Here is an 18,631-nt window from a genome sequence, read left to right on the forward strand (position 1 = left end):
GGAGGTGCGGTCATGAGCGGTGGAACCGGCGACGCGCCCCTTCCCGCGCGGCTCGAGCTGCCGGCAGGCGCCCTCCTGCGTCCTCTCGTCTCCAGCGACGCGGACCTCCTGCACGCGGTGATCGGCGAGCAGCGACCGTGGCTCGCGGCTCTCCTCCGCGGGGACGATCCGGCCGCCCTGCCGTCGGCGTCCCTCGGCGACGACGTGCGCGGTCTCCTGCGCCTCGAGGAGGAGTCGCGTGCGGGCAGAGCGCACGCGTTCCTGCTCGTCGGCCCGGACCGCACCGAGGCGCTGGGCGCTCTGAGCGTCCGGCCCGGCGGCGGCGACTCCGCCGAGGCCTCCTGGTGGGTCGTCCCCGCCGTCCGGGGCTCGCGGCTCGAGGAGGAGCTCGACGCCTACGCGCGCCGCTGGCTCCAGCAGCACTGGCCTTTCGACACGGTCACCACGCCCGACAACCACCCCGACGATCCCGCCTCCCTGGCCGGGGCGAACATCGTGGCGCTCGTGCCCGCCGCGCCGGAGCGCACCGCCCTCCCCGACACCGACGCCGCCTCGGCGGCGCTCCTCTGGGCGGAGTACCGCTCCGCGCATCCGGGAGTCGACGAGGCGCTCCCGCCGGTCGAGGCGTTCGGCGACAGCACGGCGATGGCGGACGAGCTGCTGGGCCTCGTGCGGCGCGGAGTGAAGACGGCCACGGCGTCCCTCGCCGAGGAGGGGGCGCCCGTCGCGGGTGACCACTGGATCGTCTGCGACGGCGCGGGAGCGGCGCGTGTCGTCCTCGTGACGGACGAGGTGCGGACCGGTCCGCTCGACTCCGTCGACGACGCGTTCGCCTGGGCCGAGGGCGAGGGGGACCGCACGCGCGCCTCCTGGCTCGACGGCCACCGCCGCTACTTCGCCCGCGTCTCACCGGGCGGCATCGGCGACGTGGTCTTCGAGCGCTTCCACGTGGTCTGGCCGGAGGCCGACGCCGAGCGCGCCGCCGCCTTCGCCCGCTCGGTCGGAGCGTTCCGGCCCGAGGAGCTCGACGGGACTCCCTCGCAGACCTAGGGGGTTTCCCGGATGCCCCGCTCAGGCGCCCTGCGCCAGAGTGGAGTCATGGCTACTCTCGTGCGCCCCCGTCGGGGCAGGATCATCGCCGGCGTCTGTGCCGGTCTCGCCCGCCGATTCGGCTGGAGCCCCTTCGTGGTGCGTCTCCTGTTCGTGCTCTCGTGCCTCCTCCCGGGGCCGCAGATCATCGCCTACCTCGTGATGTGGGTGGTCATCCCGAAGCAGAAGTGACCGAGGCCCCCGCTCCGAGCAGCCTCTGAGAGAACGCTCAGCACCCGGAGCGACGAGGGGCCTACGGTGGCGGTGTGCGTCCGTCGGGCGCCGAGGAGGAGATCATGGGATTCCTGGACCGACTGCTGGGCCGCGACGAGCAGCCCGAGAGCGCACGCCGCTCGACGTACGCGCCGCCGCAGGCCGCGGACCGCAGGCCCGAGTACGGCTCCCCTCCGGCGACGTCTCCGCGCACCGACGATGAGCGTGCCATCGAGCGCTACCGCTATCTCCTCCGCACCGCGCCGCCCGAGGCGATCGAGCAGGTGCACCGCGAGGCCTTCGAGCAGCTGACCCCGGAGCAGCGCCAGCAGGTCTTCCGAGAGCTCAGCGAGGGGGCCCCTGTCGGCGACGCGCCGAAGGACGACGATCCCCGCACGCTCGCCCAGTCCGCCACGAGGAGCGAGCTGCGCCAGCCCGGATTCATGGAGCGGCGCTTCTCCGGCGGCGGAGGCATGGGCTTCGGCGGCGTCCTCGCCTCCTCGATGCTCGGCACGATCGCCGGGTTCGCGATCGGCTCGGCCATCGCGGGCGCGTTCCTCCCCGACGCGGGAGGCGACTACGCCGGCGGTGACGGCGGGGGAGACGCCTCGGCCGACGGCGGAGCGGTTTCGGGAGGTGCGGACGCCTCCGGTGCGGACGCCGGAGACGGCGGCGGCTGGGGCGACTCCGGCAGCGGCGACTTCGGTGGCGGAGGCGACTTCGGCGGGGGCGGCGACTTCGGAGGCGGCGACTTCGGCTTCTAGCCTCGTTGCAGAGGGCCCCCGATCACGGACAGTGGTCGTGGGCCCTCGCTCGTTCCGGGCTAGTCCTCGTCGGTCAGCATCGCCTTCACCTGGCGGCGGAGGACCTTGCCGATCATGCTCCGCGGCAGCTCGTCGACGACGGTGATCCGCTTGGGCACCTTGTAGGGCGTCAGCGCCTCCCGGACGGCCTTGCGGGCGGCTGCGACGTCGAGCTGCGCGCCCGGCTCCAGGACGACCGCCGCCGCCACGGACTCGCCGCTGCGCGGATCGGGCAGGCCGACCACCGCCACCTCCTTGATCTCGGGCAGGCGGAGCAGCACCTCCTCCACCTCGGACGGCGAGACGTTGAAGCCGCCCGTGATCACGAGCTCCTTGATCCGGTCGACGATGCGCACGAAGCCGTCCTCGTCGATCGTCGCGATGTCGCCGGTGCGGAACCAGCCGTCGCCGGTGAAGGTCGCCGCCGTCTCGTCGGGCTTGCGGTGGTAGCCCCGGAACACCTGCGGACCGCGCACGACCAGCTCGCCCTGCTCGCCGGTCGCCACCTCCGTGTCGGGATCCTCGGGGTCGACGATCCGCACGTCGGTGCCGGGCAGCGGAAGCCCGACCGTCCCGGCGCGTCGCGTCGGACCGACCGGGTTGGCCATCAGGACCGGAGAGGTCTCCGAGAGGCCGTAGCCCTCGACGAGCGTGCCTCCGGTCAGCGCCTCGAACGACTCGACCAGCGCCGGGTCGAGCGGCATCGCGCCGGAGATGGCGATCTCGATGCCGCGGAGGGAGACGCCCCGCTGCTGCGCGCTGCGCGCCAGGCGCTCCGCGATCGGCGGAACGGCCGGGAGGAAGGTGGCGGGGTGCTTCTTGACGACCTTCAGCACCAGCTCCGGGTCGAACTTCGGGAACAGCACCAGGCGCGCGCCCATGCTCATCGCGAAGGTGAGGCAGAGCGTCAGCCCGTAGGCGTGGAACATGGGGAGCACCGCGTAGACCACGCAGTCGCCGCGGCGGACCGTCGGCACCCAGGCGCGCGACTGGGCGGCGTTCGCCGTCAGGTTCGCGTGGGTCAGCTCGGCGCCCTTGGGCGTGCCGGTCGTGCCGCTCGTGTACTGGATGACCGCGAGGTCCTCCGCGACCGGGCGCGGGTGCGCCGGGTCGATCCGCCGGCGCAGCAGCGTCTCCCAGTCGATCGCGCCGCGGACCGGCCCGGTCAGCGCGGCGCGCGACTCCCGAGCCTTCTTCAGCGGCAGGCGGAGGGCTGCGCGCATCGAGGCGGGCATCGCGCGGGTGAGGTCGACGGCGACGACGGTCTCGACGCCGAGATCGGCCGGGAGGTCCTGCACCGTCGGCACGACGCGGTTCCAGGCGATCGCGACACGAGCGCCGTGGTCCTCGAACTGGTGGCGCAGCTCGCGCGGGGTGTAGAGCGGGTTGTGCTCGACCACCACGGCGCCGAGCCGGAGGACGGCGTAGAAGGCGACGACGTGCTGCGGGCAGTTCGGGAGGACGAGGGCGACAGGATCGCCCGCGCGGACGCCCAGGCGGCGGAGGCCCTCTGCGGCCCGCTCCACCTCGTCGGCGAGCTGGGAGTAGCTGGTCGAACGGCCGAAGAACTCGAGCGCGACCTGGTGGGGATACCGCTCGGCCGACTCGGTGACGATGTCGACGAGCGAGCCGGTCGGGAGCTCGAGCTCCGTCGGCACGCCGGGCGCGTAGCTGCGGATCCAGGGGCGGGGCGGGTGGGTGCTCACCCGCCCCACTCTAGGAGGAGGTGCCGGGGCTCAGGCTCCCTGAGCCACCGCGTCCTCGATCGGGGTGGGACCGGAGACGATCTCCCACGTCTTCGCGATGGAGGTCGGCTGCGCCAGGGCGGCGATCACCGTGGCGGCGACGTCCGCTCGGGGGATGCTCCCCTTCTCGACGGAGGTGCCGAGCGTGATCGTGCCGGTGCCCTCGTCGTCCGTCAGCCCGCCCGGGCGGAGGATCGTGTAGTCGAGGCCGGAGTCGCGCAGTGCCGCGTCGGCGTCGCGCTTGGCCTCGACGTAGGCCTTCCAGCCCTCCTCCGTGTCCTCGGGGAGCGGCTCGTCCACACCGATCGCGCTGACCTGCACGAAGTGCTGGACCCCGACGATCGCGGCGGCCTTCTGGCTGAGGACGGACGCCCCCAGGTCGACGGTGCGCTTGCGCTCCGGGCCCGAGTCGGGTCCGGCTCCGGCGGTGAAGACCATGCCGTCGACGTGGCCCAGCGCCTCGGCGAAGGCCTCGGGCGTCGTGTCCTCGAGGTCGTGCACGAGCGGCTCGCCGCCCAGCCGGACGATGTCCTCGGCGTGATCGGGGTTGCGGATCACTCCGACCGACTCGTGGCCGGCGTCGTAGAGCAGGTGCAGGATCTGCTGCCCCACCTTGCCGTGGGCTCCGATGACGGCGATGCGTGTCATGGACGTTCCTCTCCTCGTCGGGGCGGGTCGCCCCGTGTTCGTGGTCCACTCCATCCTGCCGCGGCGTCCCTGGACGCCCCCAGGCCTTGACGGCGTCCGGGCGCCGGGCCGTCAGGCGGCGAGGCGGTCGTCGCGTCCGGTGATGGCGAGCAGGCGGCTCTGGAGGGAGGCGGCGTCGTCGACCGGCACGGGCGCGGCGTAGAGGCCGCTCGCGCGCAGGGTCTCCTCCTGGGGTGCGAAGAGCTCCCAGACCGCTGCGACGAGCTCCTCGTCCAGCCGCTCGTCGCTGCCGGTCGCGCGGGCGAGGTCCCAGGCGTGGACGGTCACATCGGCCGTCTGCTCCTGCAGCAGCTCGACGGCGCTGACGGTGTCGCGCCCCAGCTGCACGGTCGCCGCCGGGTCGACGGTGCGGACAGCGACGCGCAGGCGGTCGGTCACGCGGCGCCACTCGCTCCTCAGATCGGTGGCGACGGACTCGAGTCGCAGCGCCGACTCGTCGCCGCCCGAGAGGAGCGTGTGCGCGCGCTGCTGCTCGCGGACGACGTGCAGCACGAGCGCGCGCGTGTCCCACTCGGTGTCGGGCGTGGGGGCCGACCAGTCCTCGACGGCGCTCAGCCGGAGCTCGAAGGCGCGGTGGGCGCGGTCCTGCAGATCGAGCCAGCGGCTCATCTCGGCGCCGGGGCCGGTCTCGGTGGCGGTGGGGGAGTCGGGCTGCTCGTGCGTCATGGTCTCTCCGGAGCGTCGTGGTGCTCGGGTCAACCGCGAGTGGTCGGCGCTCATTCCCGGCCGGCCCGCGCGCAGCGGTCGAGCGGCCGATGTCGGTGGTGCGTGCGAGCATGTCCCAGGGCGTGGGCGAGCAGGACGGAGCGGCGTGAGCAGGCAGGACGGCACGGCGTGAGCGAGCAGGACGGCACCGCGTGAGCAAGCAGGACGGCACGGGGCGGCAGGTCACGACCGAGCCCTTCGACGACCCGCGCGCGAGCATCATGCACATCGACATGGACGCGTTCTTCGCCTCCGTCGAGCTGCTCGACCGGCCGGATCTGCGCGGGAGGCCGGTCATCGTGGGGCACCACGGAGCGCGCTCCGTCGTCACAGCGGCGACCTACGAGGCGCGCCGCTACGGCGTCAACTCGGCGATGCCCATGGCGGTCGCCCTCCGCCGCTGCCCGCAGGCCGTGGTCCTCGAGCCGCACATGGAGCGCTACCGCGAGGCCTCTCGCCGCGTCATGGCGATCTTCGACTCCTTCACGCCGCTGGTCGAGCGCCTGAGCATCGACGAGGCGTTCCTCGACGTCGCGGGTGCCCGCCGCATCTCGGGCTCGCCGTTCGCGATCGGCACCGAGATCCGCCGCCGGGTGCACGCCGAGCTCGGGCTGACCTGCTCGGTCGGGATCGCCAGCACCAAGTTCGTCGCCAAGCTCGCCTCCGGCCGCTCCAAGCCCGACGGTCTGCTGGTCGTCCCCGCCGACGGCGTCCGCGAGTTCCTCGATCCGCTGCCCGTGAGCGCGCTGTGGGGAGTCGGCGCGAGCACGGAGGAGGCGCTCGTCCGCCGCGGTCTGCGCACCGTCGCCGACGTCGCGACCACCCCGCTGCCGTCGCTGGTGTCCGCCCTCGGCGAGGCGACCGGGAGGCGCCTGCACGCCCTGGCGAACGGGGTGGATCCGCGGCCGGTCGACACCCGCCAGATCGAGAAGAGCGCCGGACACGAGATCACGTTCGCCGACGACGTGGCCGACCCCGAGCTCGTCCGTCGTGAGCTGCTGCGGCTCTGCGACAAGGTCGCCGTGCGGATGCGCCGCTCGGGAGTGCGCTGCCGCACCGTCGCGGTGAAGGTGCGCTTCGGCGACTTCAGCACCCTCACCCGCTCCCGCACGCTCGTCGAGGCGACGGACGTGGCCCGGGTCCTCTACGAGGCCTCCTCCGCGCTCCTCGAGGCGGCCAACCCGATGCGGCGGCCCGTGCGGCTGATCGGCGTGCGCGGCGAGCAGCTGGTCGAGGGCGACGACGTCGCGTTCTCCCTGTGGAGCGACTCCGACGACTGGCGCGACGCGGAGCTCGCGGTCGACGGCGTGGCCGCCCGCTTCGGCTCCGGGGCCGTGCGTCCCGCCTCGCTCCTGTCCCGGTCGGCTCCCGAGTCGGCCAAGGGGATCGACCTCAGCGACACGCTCGCTACGCGGAACCGATCGTCAGACTGATCGGGCGGTGGTCGGAGCCGTTCGGCGGCAGGACCGCGACGGTCGCGGCGGTGACGCCGTCGGCGAGCGCGTGGTCGAGCGAGACGAGCGGCAGCAGGGACGGCCAGGTCGCCGGGAAGCCGACTCCGCCCGTGCGGACGAGACCCGCCTCCGCCAGCACCGGAGCGAACAGGTGGTCGTCCGTCGGCGTGTTGAAATCGCCGATGACCAGTGTCCGCTCCGACGCGTCGTCTCGAAGAGCGGTGGCGAGGTTCGAGAGCATGGTGTCCCGCTCCTCGTGGTCGCCCGGCCGGAACGAGGCCAGGTGCACCACGAACAGGCGCGCGCTGCCGACCGGCGTGTCGACGTCGACGGCGAGCGCGCGCTCCCAGCCGAGACCGAGGTCGAGCGGCTCCTCGTCGGTCAGCTCGGTCCGGCTCCAGACGCCGACGGTGCTCGAGACGGACGAGTACGGGTACTCGTCGGCCAGCTCGGCGTCGACCGCGTCCACGGCGTCTCCGTCGAGCTCCTGCAGCGCGATCACGTCGGGGCCGCGGGCGGCGAGCGAGGCGGCCAGCCCACCGGCGTCGCTGCTCGTCTCGATGTTCTGGCTGACGACGGTGAACGAGCCGGAGCGCACGGCCGGCGCCGGAAGCGCGACCGGCAGCACCAGCACGCCGTAGACCATCGCCAGCACGGTGACCGCGGCCGCCGTCCGGCGCGACCGGAGGGCCGCCGCGGCCGCGATGAGGAGCAGCACGAGCAGCCCCGTCCAGGGGATCCCGACCTCGAGGACCGACAGCCAGCCGATCGGATCGGGCAGCGCGCGGTGGAAGGCGAGGAAGGCGGCGAGCACGAGGCTCGCGACCGCCACCGCGGCCGAGCGCACGGGGCGGCGGCGGCGGGTGCGGGCGGACATCCGTCGATCATGGCAGCAGGTCCCCGGAGGTCCATGGACGAGTCCTGTGCGCCCCGGCGGGCCGCTTGTCGCCGCGGAGAGCCGCGGAGTACCGTCGCACCATGCCCAACATCGCAGTCTCCCTGGCCGACACCGTCACCACCGCGGGTACCGCGACGATCTACGGCGAGCCCGTCACCGTCGACGGCGTCTCGCTCGTCCCCGTCGCCCTCCGCTGGTTCGGTTTCGGCGGAGGCAGCGGCTCCGAGGACGGCCAGGAGGGCGGCGGCGGAGGCGGCGGCGCCACGGTCATCCCGATCGGCGCCTACATCAAGGACGACCTCGGCCTGCGGTTCCAGCCGAACGTGATCTCGGTCCTCGCCGTCGGCATCCCCTTCGTGTGGGTGACCGGCAAGGCCCTCGCGCGCATCATCCGCGCCCTCAAGAAGTAGCCGGAGCGGCCCCGCGTCAGCTGGCGCGCTGCTGGCGCGCGGGGTACCACTTCTTCTTCGTCCGGCCGAAGCCGACGATCAGCCGCTCGGCGTCGTCCGGCCGGCGGGGGTCGTAGATCACCGCGGCGGGCTCGCCGGCCATCCACGCGTCCCCCCGCTTCAGCGGGTACTTCTGCGCGCGCTTCTCCACACCCTCGGCGGTCCGGTAGACGACCAGGAGCCTGCCCAGATCCCGTGCCGAATCGCGATCGCCGCGTGCCGGATCCGGCCCGACGACGCGCGCCGGCACCCGCGTGCCGTAGCTGAGCAGCTCGCGGCGGATCCGCGCACGGCGCTGCCAGAGCAGGGCCTGCAGCAGGACGATCAGCAGCACGGCCAGGACGACGACCACCGACCACGACATGACGTCTATGATTGCCGATGAACACGGGAGTCCGGTGCACCGGGCTGAGAGGAAGGCAGCAGCCTTCGACCGTCGAACCTGATCTGGGTCATGCCAGCGAAGGAACGTTTCGATCTCCTCTTACCAACCCGTGCCCTCCATTCGCTTCCACGAAAGGGCACGTCAGTGCAGAACACGAACGCGCAGAACACGAACGCGCAGAACACGAACGCGCAGAACCTCACCTCCTCCGCCCCGGCCCGGCGCGATCTGCGCTGGCGGGTCGTCGACATCGTGGTGGCGAGCGTCGTCGCCGTCGCGAGCGGGATCGTCTTCTGGGCCTGGGGCCTGGCGACGAACGTCCTCGGCCTCGCCTTCGAGTTCCTGCCCGGGCTCGGCGGGCTCCTCGGCGGCGGCTGGCTCTTCGCCGGCGTCCTCGGCGGCCTGATCATCCGCAAGCCCGGAGCCGCGCTCTACACCGAGCTGGTCGCCGCGGCCGTGTCGGCTCTGATCGGCACCCAGTGGGGCTTCACCGTGCTGATCTCCGGACTCGTGCAGGGACTCGGCGCGGAGATCGTCCTGGCGCTCTTCCTCTACCGCAGCGGCCGTCCGCTCGTCGCGATGCTGGCCGGTGCCGGTGCGGGGCTCGCCCTCGCGATCAACGACCTGCTGTCGTACTACGCCGTCAACGACGCGCTCTTCAAGACCGTCTACGTCGCCTCCTCGATCGTCTCGGGCGCGCTCCTGGCCGGGCTGCTGTCCTGGTTCGCGGTGCGGGGGCTCGCGGCCTCGGGAGCGCTGGACCGCTTCGCCTCCGGGCGCGAGGGCCGGACGGTCGAGGGAGCCGGCGCGGGCGCTCGATGAGCGGCGCCTCCGTCCGGGCGCGGGGCTGGAGCTGGCGGCACGCGGGACGCTCCCGCGACGCCCTCTCCGGCCTCGATCTCGCGCTGGAGCCGGGGGAGCGCGTGCTGCTCCTCGGCCCCTCCGGCGCGGGAAAGAGCACGCTGCTGCACGCCCTGGCCGGCGTCCTCGGCGGGGAGGAGGACGGCTCCGCGGCCGGCGAGCTCGAGATCGACGGAGCGGCGCCGCTCACCCGGCGCGGTGTCGCTGGGCTCGTGCTGCAGGATCCGGACACTCAGGCGGTCCTGGCGCGGGTCGGCGACGACGTCGCGTTCGCCTGCGAGAACCTCGGCGTGCCGCGCGAGGAGATCCCCGCGCGGGTGCGGGAGGCACTCGGCGACGTCGGGCTCGACGTGCCGTTGGACCACTCCACCTCGGCGCTCTCGGGCGGGCAGAAGCAGAGGCTCGCCCTGGCGGGTGTGCTCGCCATGCGTCCGCGGCTCCTGCTCCTCGACGAGCCCACCGCCAACCTCGATCCGGACGGTGTACGCGAGGTGCGGGCGGCGGTGGAGCGCACGGCCGCCCGCACGGGGGCGACGCTGATCGTCGTCGAGCACCGGGTCGACGTGTGGGTCGGCCTCGTCGACCGGGTCGTGGTGCTCGGGCGGGACGGCGCGGTCGTCGCCGACGGCGCTCCAGTCGAGATCCTCGATCGAACGCACGACGTGCTCCGCGCCTCCGGCGTCTGGCTGCCCGGTGACACCCCCGCCCGGCGCGGGGCGAGCGTGCTGCCCTCGCCCGCCGCCCTGAGCGCGCACGACCTCGCCATCGGCCGGCCCGTCCTCGGGCGCCGCCGCTCGACCATCGTGGCCTCGGGGCTCGAGCTCGCCGTCGACTCCGCGCGGGCCACGGCCGTGCTGGGACCCAACGGCGCGGGGAAGTCGACCCTCGCGCTCACGCTGGCCGGTCTCCTGCCGCCGGTCGCGGGGCGGGTGACCGCCTCCGAGTCGCTCCGCGCCGGTGCGGGCCCGGAGCCGATCCGCTGGACCTCGGCTCAGCTCGCCGGACGGATCGCGATGGTGTTCCAGGAGCCGGAGCACCAGTTCCTCACCGCTCGCGTGCGCGCCGAGCTCGCGCTGGGCGCCCGCGACGAGACGGAGCGGCATCGGGCGGAGGAGCTCCTGGAGCGCCTCGGCCTCGCGCACCTCGCCGACGCCAATCCGTTCACCCTCTCCGGAGGCGAGAAGCGGCGCCTGGCCGTCGCGTCCGCCCTCACCCGGTCGCCGTCCGTGCTCGTCCTCGACGAGCCGACGTTCGGGCAGGACCGCCTGACCTGGGAGGTGCTCGTCGACCTCCTCGCCGAGCAGCGCGACGCGGGCACGGCGGTGCTCGCCGTCACCCACGACGAGGCGCTGGTCGCCGCCCTCGCCGACTCGGTCGTCACCCTCGGCGCCCGCGAGGCGGTGTCGGGATGACGCTCCTCGACTCCGTTCCCGCGCGCAGCCGGATCGCCCGGGCCAACCCGGTCGCCAAGCTCCTCGCCAGCCTGGTCATCGCGTTCGCGCTCCTCCTCACGGTCGATGCGGTCTCCGCGGCGACGGCGCTGGCGCTCGAGCTGCTGGTTCTGCCCTTCGCGGGGCTCCGGGCGGGTGAGCTCGTGCGGCGGACGGCTCCCGTCTGGATCGCGGCTCCGCTCGCCGGCCTCTCGACAGTCCTCTACGGGCGTGACAGCGGCGCCGTCTACGCGGAGTTCCTCATCGTCTCGGTCACAGAGGGATCCGTCGCCCTCGGGCTGGCCATCGCGCTGCGCGTCCTGGCGATCGGACTGCCGAGCGTGGTCCTCATCGCCACCACCGACCCGACGGACCTGGCGGACGGCCTCGCGCAGATCCTGCGACTGCCCTCGCGCTTCGTGCTCGGCGCTCTCGCCGGCATGCGGCTCGTCGGTCTGCTCGTCGACGACTGGCGCACCCTGTCGATGGCCCGCCGGGCCCGCGGGGTCGCCGACGGCCGCGGGCCCGTCGAGGCGCTCCGCAGCCTCGCGGCCCGCACGTTCTCGCTGCTCGTGCTGGCCATCCGGCGGGGGAGCAGGCTCGCGACGGCGATGGAGGCGAAGGGCTTCGGCTCCGGCGTCCCGCGCACCTGGGCGCGGCAGTCGCGCCTCGGAGCCGGCGACCTCCTGCTGCTCGCGGGCGGAGTGCTGATCGCTGCCGTCGCCGTGACCGCCGCCGTCGTCACCGGCTCCTGGAGCTTCGTCCTGCATGGCTGAGCGGATCCTGCCGCTGACGGATCGGACGGCGGGCGACCTCGCCCGCTCGCTGATCGCGCGTCGCCGTCGGACGGTGCTGCTGGACGGACCGAGCGGCTCCGGCAAGTCGACGTTCGCGCGCGCGCTGGTCGAGCAGCTCCGTCTCGCGCCGGCGGCACCGTCGGTCGCGCTCGTGCGGATGGACGACCTCTACCCCGGCTGGACGGGCCTGGACCGGGCGTCGCGGGAGACGGCCGGGACGCTCGTCCGCCCCCACGGCCTCGGCCTCGCGGCGCACTGGCGGCCCTGGAACTGGGCCGCGGGGACGACGGCCGGGCGCCGCGTCGTCCGCGAGCCGCTTCTCGTGCTCGAGGGCTGCGGATCGGCCGGCGCCGCCGCGCGCCGCCACGCCGATCTGGTGGTCTGGCTCGAGGCCGACGACGAGGTGCGGCGCGTGCGCGCGCTCGAGCGCGACGGCGAGCTCTTCGCTCCGCACTGGGACGCCTGGGACCGCGACTTCCGCTCCTACTGCGCTCGGGAGCGGCCCCGGGAGAACGCCGACCTCGTGCTGGACACGGGCGGCGGGGGAGCGGTGCGCGGCTGAGGGGTCCCCTCCGAGCGGGGCGACGCGCGGATGCCGGTGGGGGGCTCTCCCTCGGCGGCGATCAGGCCCAGCCGAGCTCGTGCAGCCGGTCGTCGTCGATGCCGTAGAAGTGCGCGATCTCGTGGACGAGGGTGACGTGGATCTCGTCGCGCAGCGCGTCCAGATCGTCGCACGCGGCGAGGTGCGGCTCGCGGAACAGCACGATGCGGTCGGGCATCTCGCCGAAGCCGTAGCGCTCGCGCTCGGTGAGGGCGACGCCGTCGTAGTAGCCGAGCAGATCCAGGGTCCCGTCCTCGGGCCGGTCCTCCACGACGAACACGACGTTGTCGAGCCCGTCGACCATATCGTCCGGGAGCGCGTCGAGCTCGGAGATCACCAGGGCTTCGAAGGCGTCCTCGTCCAGCTCGAGCATCCGGGACCTCTCTGCGTCGGCGATCGCTGCCGGTCGCCGGATGTGCGAAGAGGCCCGGAGTCGGAACTCCGGGCCTCTTCCGCTGCATGCACAGCCACTGGGGTGAGTAACGGGGCTCGAACCCGCGACCTCCTAGACCACAACCAGGCGCTCTGCCAACTGAGCTATACCCACCAGGAGCGTGTTCCGGCGGGGTGACCCGCCGAAGCAACTGTACGAGAGTACTACATCCGCGAGGCGAACTCGTCCACGACGGCGGCCGACACGGCCTGCACCTCGGCGGTGCTCGGCCCCGGCTGCTCCACGAACACGGCACGGCGGTAGTACTGCAGCTCGCGGATGCTCTCGAGGATGTCGGCGAGGGCGCGGTGTCCGCCGTGCTTCTTGGGCGCGTTGAAGTAGATGCGCGGGAACCAGCGCCGTGCCAGCTCCTTGATCGTGCTGACATCGACGTTGCGGTAGTGCAGGTGGCCGTCGAGGCGCGGCATGAACTTCGCGAGGAAGGCGCGGTCGGTGCCGATCGAGTTGCCGGCGAGGGGGGCCTGCTGCTCGGCCGGGACGTGCTTCAGCACGTACTCCAGCACCTCGTACTCGGCCTCCGCGACGCTGACGCCGGAGGGGATCTCGACCAGCAGGCCGGAGGTCTCGTGCATCGACCGGACGAAGTCGCCCATGTTCTCGAGCGCGGTCGCATCGGGCCGGATGACGAGGGAGAGCCCCTCGTCGAGCGGGTTCAGCTCGAAGTCGGTGACGACGACGGCGATCTCGACGAGCTCGTCGACGGAGAGGTCGAGCCCCGTCATCTCGCAGTCGATCCAGACAAGACGGTCGGGGGCGCTACTCATGCGGGGCAGTCTATCGGCGGCCGCCGACACCCGGTCCGGCCGTCCCGCTCCTCCTACACTGGACCCTCGTGATCACGCTCGCCTGCTGCCTCCTGATCGTCAACGCCGTGTGGAACGCGATCGTCTGGCCGCCCTTCCTCCGCCGCGTCCGCAAGGACCCGCGGGCGCGCGACGCGGACGGCCGCGCGACGACCTTCCTCCGCGTGCACACGGTGCTCATCGGCGTGTCGCTCGCCCTCGCCGTGGTCTCCCTGGTCGTGGGAGTGCTGGGACTCGTCCGGGGCGCCTAGGCCCCGGCGGGCGCGGCCTCTGCGCTTCGGTATCGTGGTCGGAGTCCGCCCCCGTAGCTCAGCGGATAGAGCAGGAGCCTTCTAATCTCTTGGTCGCAGGTTCGATTCCTGCCGGGGGCACCATCGGATCGGGAGCGCGCCGGTCGCCGTCCCTAGTCTTGTCCCGGTGGCGTGCGGATCAGCGTCGACGCCTCGCGCCCGTCCTTCGACCGCGTCGCGGCCTCTCCTCGGGCGGCGCTGCGCTCCTCCGAGGAGTGACGCCCGGCACCCACGGGGTTTTCCTCCGCTCCGGTGACCCTCGGACGAGGACTCGCGGTCGCTCCACCAGTAACACACCGGCAAATCGGAGGCAACACCGGCGTGTTTCCCACCCGAAGTCGTTTGAGTGTCATTCAGGCACCTAGTCTTGGGGTGTCCGGAATTACAACGACGTAACGAACGGAGGTACGACCATGCTGCTCCTCGCCATCCTCGGTGGAATCGCCGTCGCGTGGACGATCGTCGCGGCGCCCCTCGCCGTACTGGTCGGCCGAGTCGCCCGTGCACGTGATGCACACAGCTAGTCAGTACACGCACCGCCCGCACCACGGAGAAGGCCCCGATCGCACTCGCGATCGGGGCCTTCTTCTCGTGGTCGGGAGCACTCAGACCGAGCTGCGGTCCTGGCCTCGGTCGTCGTCCGAGGCGGACCGCTCGAACCGGGCCTCGTCCGCCCGGACGACCGCCTCGTCGTCGGCCGGCACGTCGTCGCGGTCTCCGTCGGCCGGAGCCGGCGGCGTCGCGTCGTGCTCCGCGTCCGGCTGCGGCTCGGCGGCAGGAGCCGAGCGCTGCGGGTCGACGGGCGGCAGCTCCTCCACGGGACGCTCGCGCGACGGCACCTCCAGGCGGTCGACGTCGGCGAGCAGGCGGCGGGTCTCCTCCTGCGAGGCGTCCCCGGCCGACGCGGGGAGGACGATCGTGGGCGTCTGCGGGGCTGCAGAGCCGGAGGCGGAGCCCGCGCCGACGACGACCGGTGCGACGGCGGTCGGTGCGGCGGCCGGGGGAGCGGTGCGCTGGGGAGCGGCCTCGGCGGTGCTCGCGGCCCGATCGGACGACGGAGCGGACTCGGCGGAGCGGTCTCGACCCGTCTCCGAGAAGCGCCAGCGCTCGAGGTCGGCGAGGAAGGCCTTCCGGGCGCGCCCGGGCTTGTCCCGCCACTGCACGAGGCGGTCGCGGAACTCGCCCACGCTCGCCTGCGTCTGGTAGCCGCCGGTGCTCGACGTGTGCTTCAGCTCGGCGAGCTCGTGAGCGGCCCAGTTGGCCGCGACTCCGGAGCCCTTGACGGGCAGGAGGCGCAGGTGCGTCTCGGCCTGCGCGGACGCGCGGTCGCTGAGGACGCGCTCCGGGCTGCTGAGGACGTTCCAGGCCGAGGCGTCGACCGCGGCGTCGACGAGCGTCGCGATGACCGCGTTCTTCCGCTCGTGATCCTGCTGACGGATGAGGCGCGCGATGGAGGCCCGGAAGACGGAGCCGATCACGATCGCTCCGACCACCACGGCCAGCAGGACCACAGCGGCCGTGAAGACCGCCTGGTGCCCGTCGCTCGTGCGGATCCAGGACATGAACTCGTTCCACCACTGCATGGGGCGAACGCTATCCGGGGCGGTCGCCGCCGCCCGTTCGGCACGCCGCCGACCGGGCGGATCGGCGCGTCAGGCGACGCGGAAGACCTCGATCGCGTCGTCGACGCTCCAGAACTCGCCGAGCTCGGCGCCGGCGGGCATGCCCGCCCGCAGCAGCCGGGCGCGGTACCGCTCGCCGAGCGGATCCTCGACCAGCTCGATGTGGCCGACGACGGCACCCGAGCCGGTGCTCACGCGCCACAGCCGGGCGTTGACCCGGGTGAGCGTCGGCGGGGTGCGGGTGGCGTGCAGCGTGGACAGGGACATCGGTTCCTCCTGCTCGAGTCTCGGAGCACCCACCGGCCGAGTGCTGTCGCAGACTACGGCCGACCACCGACATCCCCGCCGGGGCGTCAGCGCAGGGTCGTCCCGTGCACCGCGAACTCCTCGATCGCGTCGATCTCCTCCTGCGAGAGGGGGCCGGCGTCCAGCGCGGCGACGTTCTGCTCGAGCTGCGCGACGCTCGACGCGCCGATGATGGCGCTCGTGACGGTGGGCACCCGGAGCACCCAGCTCAGGGCGAGCTGGGCCAGCGACTGGCCGCGCTGCTGCGCGATCGCGTTCAGGCCGCGGGCGCGTGTCAGGTACGCCTCGTCGATCCGGTCGGAGGAGAGGAAGCGCGACGTCGCCGCGCGGGACCCCTCCGGCACGGTGCCGTCGAGGTAGCGGTCCGTCAGGAGCCCCTGCGCCAGCGGCGAGAAGACGATGCAGCCGGTGCCGAGCTCGTCGAGCACGGGGAAGAGGCCGTCCTCGGGTCCGCGGTCGAAGAGCGAGTAGCGGGGCTGGTGCAGGAGGAGCGGCACTCCGCTGCCCGCCAGTGCCGCCTGCGCGGCCCGGGTCTGCTCGGGCGAGTAGTTCGAGATGCCGGCGTAGAGCGCCTTGCCCGACTCCACCGCCGAGACGAGAGCGCCCATGGTCTCCTCGATCGGAGTCTCCGGGTCCGGCCGGTGCGAGTAGAAGACGTCCACGTAGTCGACGCCGATCCGCTGCAGGCTCTGATCGAGCGAGGAGAGCAGGTACTTGCGCGAGCCGCCGTCCCCGTACGGGCCGGGCCACATGTCGTATCCGGCCTTGGACGAGATGACGATCTCGTCTCGGTACGGGCGGAGGTCCTCCGCGAGGATGCGGCCGAAGGCCGTCTCGGCGGCGCCGTAGGGCGGTCCGTAGTTGTTCGCGAGGTCGAAGTGGGTGACGCCCAGGTCGAACGCGCGGCGGAGGATCGCGCGCTGCGTGTCGAGGGAGCGGTCGGATCCGAAGTTGTGCCAGAGGCCCAGCGACAGGGCGGGCAGCAGCAGGCCGCTCCGTCCGGTGCGTCGGTAGTCCATGCGGTCGTAGCGGGCGGGGGCGGCGTCGTAGCTCACGCCGCGACTCTATTGCAGGGGGCGGATCCGCGGAATGCAGGGGGCGGTGAGCGTGTTGGACCGACTGACGCCTCCGGCACCCCGGACGCGTCGACGCGACAGGAAGTGAGTCACACGCAATGCGCACATTCGTACTCGCCGGAGGATGCTTCTGGTGTCTGGACGCCGTCTACCGCGTCCTCGACGGCGTGACCGACGTCGTCTCCGGCTACACCGGCGGCCGCACGACCGAGCCCGACTACGAGGACGTCTGCTCCGGGCGCACCGGCCACGCCGAGGCCGTCGCCGTCACCTTCGACCCCGAGGTCATCCCCGAGCAGGTCGTCCTCGACGTCTTCTTCACCCTGCACGACCCGCGACAGCTGAACCGCCAGGGCAACGACGTCGGCACGCAGTACCGCTCGGCGATGTTCTACTCCTCCGACGAGGAGAAGGAGCTGTTCGAGACCGCGCGCGACCGTGCGTCCGAGTGGTGGGACGGCCCGATCGTCACCGAGATCTCGCCGCTGGGCGTCTACTACCCCGCCGAGGACTACCACCAGGACTTCTTCGCGAAGAACCCGGGCCAGGGCTACTGCATGGCGGTCGCACTGCCCAAGGTGAACAAGATCCGCAAGTCCTACTCGAGGTACATCATCGCATCGTAACGCTCCTCCACAGGGGACGATCCGCTCGTCCTCTCCCCAGAAGGGCCCGCCTCCACCTCGGAGGCGGGCCCTTCGTCGCGACACTGGCCATGCGGCGCCCGAGTGGTACCAGCCCCCTCCGCCCGGGCGCCGTGCCCGTCGCAGCCGTGGCGGGGCAGGAGTAGAGAGGACACGACCATGACCGACACCCTGACCGTCATCGGGACCATCGGCACCGAGCCCCGGAGCATCGACACCTCCAGCGGCACCGCGATGACCAGCTTCCGGCTCGCCTCGACGCAGCGGCGCTACGACCGCTCGGAGCAGCGCTGGGTCGACGTCTCGACCAACTGGTACACCGTCACCGCGTTCAACGGCCTGGCCGGCAACGCGCTGTCCTCCCTGTCGCGCGGCGACCGGATCCTGGTCACCGGGCGGCTCGGGGTGAGGGCCTGGGAGGCGGGAGGCAAGGCCGGTACCGATGTGGTCCTCACGGCCGAGGGCATCGGGCACGACCTCGCCTGGGGGACCAGCAGCTTCACGAAGACCGTCGGGCGCGCCTCTGCTCCCGCCCCCGCCGCCGAGCCCGCGTGGAGCGAGGAGGCGCCGCGCGAGGGCGCCGCGGCGGGGGACTGGGGCGCGTCGGGCCAAGACCGCGGTGATGCCGTGCCCGAGCCGCCGGTGGCGGCGGGCGTCGGCGGAGGCGCTCCCGGTCTCTCGGTAGGATCCGGGGAGACCCCGTTCTGATCCGGGGGACCGGAGCGAGAGCCGTCCCGGTCGGGAGGAGCCGGGCGTGACACGGAACCGAGCGGCCCGCATCGCGCTCGTGCTCGGCGGTCTCGCCGTCTGCCTCTCCGGTTGCACGTCGCCGTCGGCGCCGGACCCCGTGGTGTCCTCCTCCGCGGCCGAGGCGCCGGCACCGGCGGAGTCCGCCGCACCCGTCGCCTTCGTGCCGGGCGGGACGACGGAGCAGAACCTCCCCGTGTTCGAGCAGACCCTTCGCGCGGCGGCCGAGCCCGATCCGGAGGTGAGCGGCTCCAGCGTGGTCGACGCGCTCGTCGCGGCGGGGTTCTCCCGCGAGTCGATGCAGCTGACAGCGGACGAGACCTCGGTCGGACTCGACGCGGACTCGGTGCAGGTCTCCGTCAAGCTCGGGGAGTCGTGCCTCATCGGCCAGTACGGCCCGAAGAGCGGCGGGGTGCGGGCGGTGATCGCGGCACCGATCGCGACCGGCGCCTGCCTGGTCGGCCGGACCGTACCGATCCAGCGCTGACGCGCTCGCCTCGACCGGGGTCCGCTCTGCCATGCGCCCCGGTCGGGGTCGGAAGGGACGAAAG

23 protein-coding genes, 2 tRNA genes and 1 riboswitch are annotated in these 18,631 nt (G+C 73.0%); of the genes, 14 read left to right on the plus strand and 11 right to left on the minus strand.

Features of this window, described 5'->3' with window-relative positions; genetic code table 11:
- The first annotated feature begins 12 nt into the window (after positions 1–12).
- From C5C56_RS06370 to C5C56_RS06380, 3 genes are all read left to right on the plus strand, one after another.
- On the plus strand, positions 13–1,050 hold the full coding sequence (locus C5C56_RS06370; protein ID WP_104288338.1) for an ASCH domain-containing protein: 1,038 nt from the start codon (positions 13–15) through the stop codon (positions 1,048–1,050).
- Positions 1,051–1,098: 48 nt separating this feature from the next.
- Entirely contained in the window at positions 1,099–1,281 is a 183-nt protein-coding gene (locus C5C56_RS06375) for a PspC domain-containing protein (protein WP_104223873.1), read from the plus strand.
- 104 nt (positions 1,282–1,385) lie between these two features.
- Positions 1,386–2,066, plus strand: a complete 681-nt coding sequence (locus C5C56_RS06380; RefSeq protein ID WP_104288343.1) for a hypothetical protein — start codon at positions 1,386–1,388, stop codon at positions 2,064–2,066.
- Between the two features lie 59 nt (positions 2,067–2,125).
- On the opposite strand, the gene C5C56_RS06385 is transcribed toward C5C56_RS06380, so the two are convergent.
- From C5C56_RS06385 to C5C56_RS06395, 3 genes are all read right to left on the minus strand, one after another.
- Positions 2,126–3,811, minus strand: a complete 1,686-nt coding sequence (locus tag C5C56_RS06385) for a long-chain-fatty-acid--CoA ligase (RefSeq protein WP_104261291.1) — start codon at positions 3,809–3,811, stop codon at positions 2,126–2,128.
- A gap of 30 nt (positions 3,812–3,841) precedes the next feature.
- Complete coding sequence (locus tag C5C56_RS06390) at positions 3,842–4,498, minus strand: SDR family oxidoreductase (protein WP_104223727.1); 657 nt, start codon at positions 4,496–4,498, stop codon at positions 3,842–3,844.
- A 111-nt stretch (positions 4,499–4,609) separates the two neighbouring features.
- The gene (locus C5C56_RS06395) at positions 4,610–5,224 is read right to left on the minus strand and encodes a TIGR03086 family metal-binding protein (RefSeq protein WP_258059445.1); all 615 of its coding nucleotides are present in this window, start codon (positions 5,222–5,224) and stop codon (positions 4,610–4,612) included.
- 191 nt (positions 5,225–5,415) lie between these two features.
- On the opposite strand from C5C56_RS06395, the gene dinB reads away from it, so the two are divergent.
- Positions 5,416–6,696, plus strand: a complete 1,281-nt coding sequence (gene dinB, locus C5C56_RS06400; RefSeq protein WP_104223726.1) for a DNA polymerase IV — start codon at positions 5,416–5,418, stop codon at positions 6,694–6,696.
- Here dinB and C5C56_RS06405 read toward each other — a convergent pair.
- Complete coding sequence (locus tag C5C56_RS06405) at positions 6,671–7,594, minus strand: endonuclease/exonuclease/phosphatase family protein (RefSeq protein WP_104226744.1); 924 nt, start codon at positions 7,592–7,594, stop codon at positions 6,671–6,673. The two genes, dinB and C5C56_RS06405, sit on opposite strands and share 26 nt — an antisense overlap.
- A gap of 101 nt (positions 7,595–7,695) precedes the next feature.
- Here C5C56_RS06405 and C5C56_RS06410 point away from each other — a divergent pair, with 101 nt between their 5' ends.
- Entirely contained in the window at positions 7,696–8,025 is a 330-nt protein-coding gene (locus tag C5C56_RS06410; RefSeq protein ID WP_104223724.1) for a hypothetical protein, read from the plus strand.
- Positions 8,026–8,041: 16 nt separating this feature from the next.
- Here the strand turns inward: C5C56_RS06410 and C5C56_RS06415 are convergent, their stop codons facing one another.
- Complete coding sequence (locus tag C5C56_RS06415; protein WP_104223723.1) at positions 8,042–8,428, minus strand: DUF3592 domain-containing protein; 387 nt, start codon at positions 8,426–8,428, stop codon at positions 8,042–8,044.
- A 14-nt stretch (positions 8,429–8,442) separates the two neighbouring features.
- Positions 8,443–8,550: riboswitch (TPP riboswitch) on the plus strand.
- Positions 8,551–8,593: 43 nt separating this feature from the next.
- On the opposite strand from C5C56_RS06415, the gene C5C56_RS06420 reads away from it, so the two are divergent.
- The 4 genes from C5C56_RS06420 to C5C56_RS06435 are packed head-to-tail and all read left to right on the plus strand — an operon-like array spanning position 8,594 to position 12,099.
- Positions 8,594–9,271 (plus strand): ECF transporter S component, encoded by a 678-nt coding sequence (locus C5C56_RS06420; RefSeq protein ID WP_104223722.1) that lies wholly within the window; start codon positions 8,594–8,596, stop codon positions 9,269–9,271.
- Positions 9,268–10,722, plus strand: coding sequence for an ABC transporter ATP-binding protein (locus C5C56_RS06425; RefSeq protein ID WP_104288236.1), 1,455 nt, complete (start codon positions 9,268–9,270; stop codon positions 10,720–10,722). The genes C5C56_RS06420 and C5C56_RS06425 overlap by 4 nt, the downstream gene beginning before the upstream one ends.
- On the plus strand, positions 10,719–11,516 hold the full coding sequence (locus C5C56_RS06430) for an energy-coupling factor transporter transmembrane protein EcfT (RefSeq protein WP_104223720.1): 798 nt from the start codon (positions 10,719–10,721) through the stop codon (positions 11,514–11,516). Before C5C56_RS06425 ends, C5C56_RS06430 begins: the two co-directional genes overlap by 4 nt.
- A complete protein-coding gene (locus C5C56_RS06435) occupies positions 11,509–12,099 on the plus strand; it encodes an ATP-binding protein (RefSeq protein ID WP_219813876.1) in 591 nt (196 codons plus the stop codon). The genes C5C56_RS06430 and C5C56_RS06435 overlap by 8 nt, the downstream gene beginning before the upstream one ends.
- Positions 12,100–12,160: 61 nt before the next feature.
- On the opposite strand, the gene C5C56_RS06440 is transcribed toward C5C56_RS06435, so the two are convergent.
- The 3 genes from C5C56_RS06440 to orn form a co-directional block, all read right to left on the minus strand.
- A complete protein-coding gene (locus tag C5C56_RS06440; protein ID WP_104223719.1) occupies positions 12,161–12,511 on the minus strand; it encodes a metallopeptidase family protein in 351 nt (116 codons plus the stop codon).
- Between the two features lie 98 nt (positions 12,512–12,609).
- Positions 12,610–12,685: transfer RNA gene (locus tag C5C56_RS06445), tRNA-His, on the minus strand.
- A 50-nt stretch (positions 12,686–12,735) separates the two neighbouring features.
- Complete coding sequence (orn, locus tag C5C56_RS06450; RefSeq protein WP_104223718.1) at positions 12,736–13,356, minus strand: oligoribonuclease; 621 nt, start codon at positions 13,354–13,356, stop codon at positions 12,736–12,738.
- Positions 13,357–13,424: 68 nt separating this feature from the next.
- Between orn and C5C56_RS06455 the strand changes: the two genes are divergently transcribed.
- Entirely contained in the window at positions 13,425–13,646 is a 222-nt protein-coding gene (locus C5C56_RS06455; protein WP_104223717.1) for an SCO4848 family membrane protein, read from the plus strand.
- 47 nt (positions 13,647–13,693) lie between these two features.
- Positions 13,694–13,769, plus strand: a tRNA-Arg gene (locus tag C5C56_RS06460).
- Positions 13,770–14,290: 521 nt separating this feature from the next.
- On the opposite strand, the gene C5C56_RS06465 is transcribed toward C5C56_RS06460, so the two are convergent.
- From C5C56_RS06465 to C5C56_RS06475, 3 genes are all read right to left on the minus strand, one after another.
- Positions 14,291–15,268, minus strand: a complete 978-nt coding sequence (locus C5C56_RS06465) for a hypothetical protein (protein WP_104288237.1) — start codon at positions 15,266–15,268, stop codon at positions 14,291–14,293.
- 69 nt (positions 15,269–15,337) lie between these two features.
- Positions 15,338–15,574: a hypothetical protein gene (locus C5C56_RS06470; RefSeq protein ID WP_104223715.1), complete on the minus strand. Its 237-nt coding sequence runs from the start codon at positions 15,572–15,574 to the stop codon at positions 15,338–15,340.
- Between the two features lie 86 nt (positions 15,575–15,660).
- Entirely contained in the window at positions 15,661–16,668 is a 1,008-nt protein-coding gene (locus C5C56_RS06475; protein ID WP_104223714.1) for an aldo/keto reductase, read from the minus strand.
- A 119-nt stretch (positions 16,669–16,787) separates the two neighbouring features.
- On the opposite strand from C5C56_RS06475, the gene msrA reads away from it, so the two are divergent.
- The 3 genes from msrA to C5C56_RS06490 all read left to right on the plus strand — a co-directional run bounded on the left by msrA (position 16,788) and on the right by C5C56_RS06490 (position 18,567).
- Positions 16,788–17,315 (plus strand): peptide-methionine (S)-S-oxide reductase MsrA, encoded by a 528-nt coding sequence (gene msrA, locus C5C56_RS06480; protein WP_104262818.1) that lies wholly within the window; start codon positions 16,788–16,790, stop codon positions 17,313–17,315.
- A 177-nt stretch (positions 17,316–17,492) separates the two neighbouring features.
- Positions 17,493–18,041 (plus strand): single-stranded DNA-binding protein, encoded by a 549-nt coding sequence (locus tag C5C56_RS06485; protein ID WP_104223711.1) that lies wholly within the window; start codon positions 17,493–17,495, stop codon positions 18,039–18,041.
- 46 nt (positions 18,042–18,087) lie between these two features.
- Positions 18,088–18,567: a DUF6993 domain-containing protein gene (locus tag C5C56_RS06490; RefSeq protein ID WP_104262817.1), complete on the plus strand. Its 480-nt coding sequence runs from the start codon at positions 18,088–18,090 to the stop codon at positions 18,565–18,567.
- The last annotated feature ends 64 nt before the right edge of the window (positions 18,568–18,631 follow it).

This window comes from Rathayibacter sp. AY1D1 (genome assembly GCF_002932635.1).
In the GTDB taxonomy this organism is placed as follows: Bacteria; Actinomycetota; Actinomycetes; order Actinomycetales; family Microbacteriaceae; genus Rathayibacter.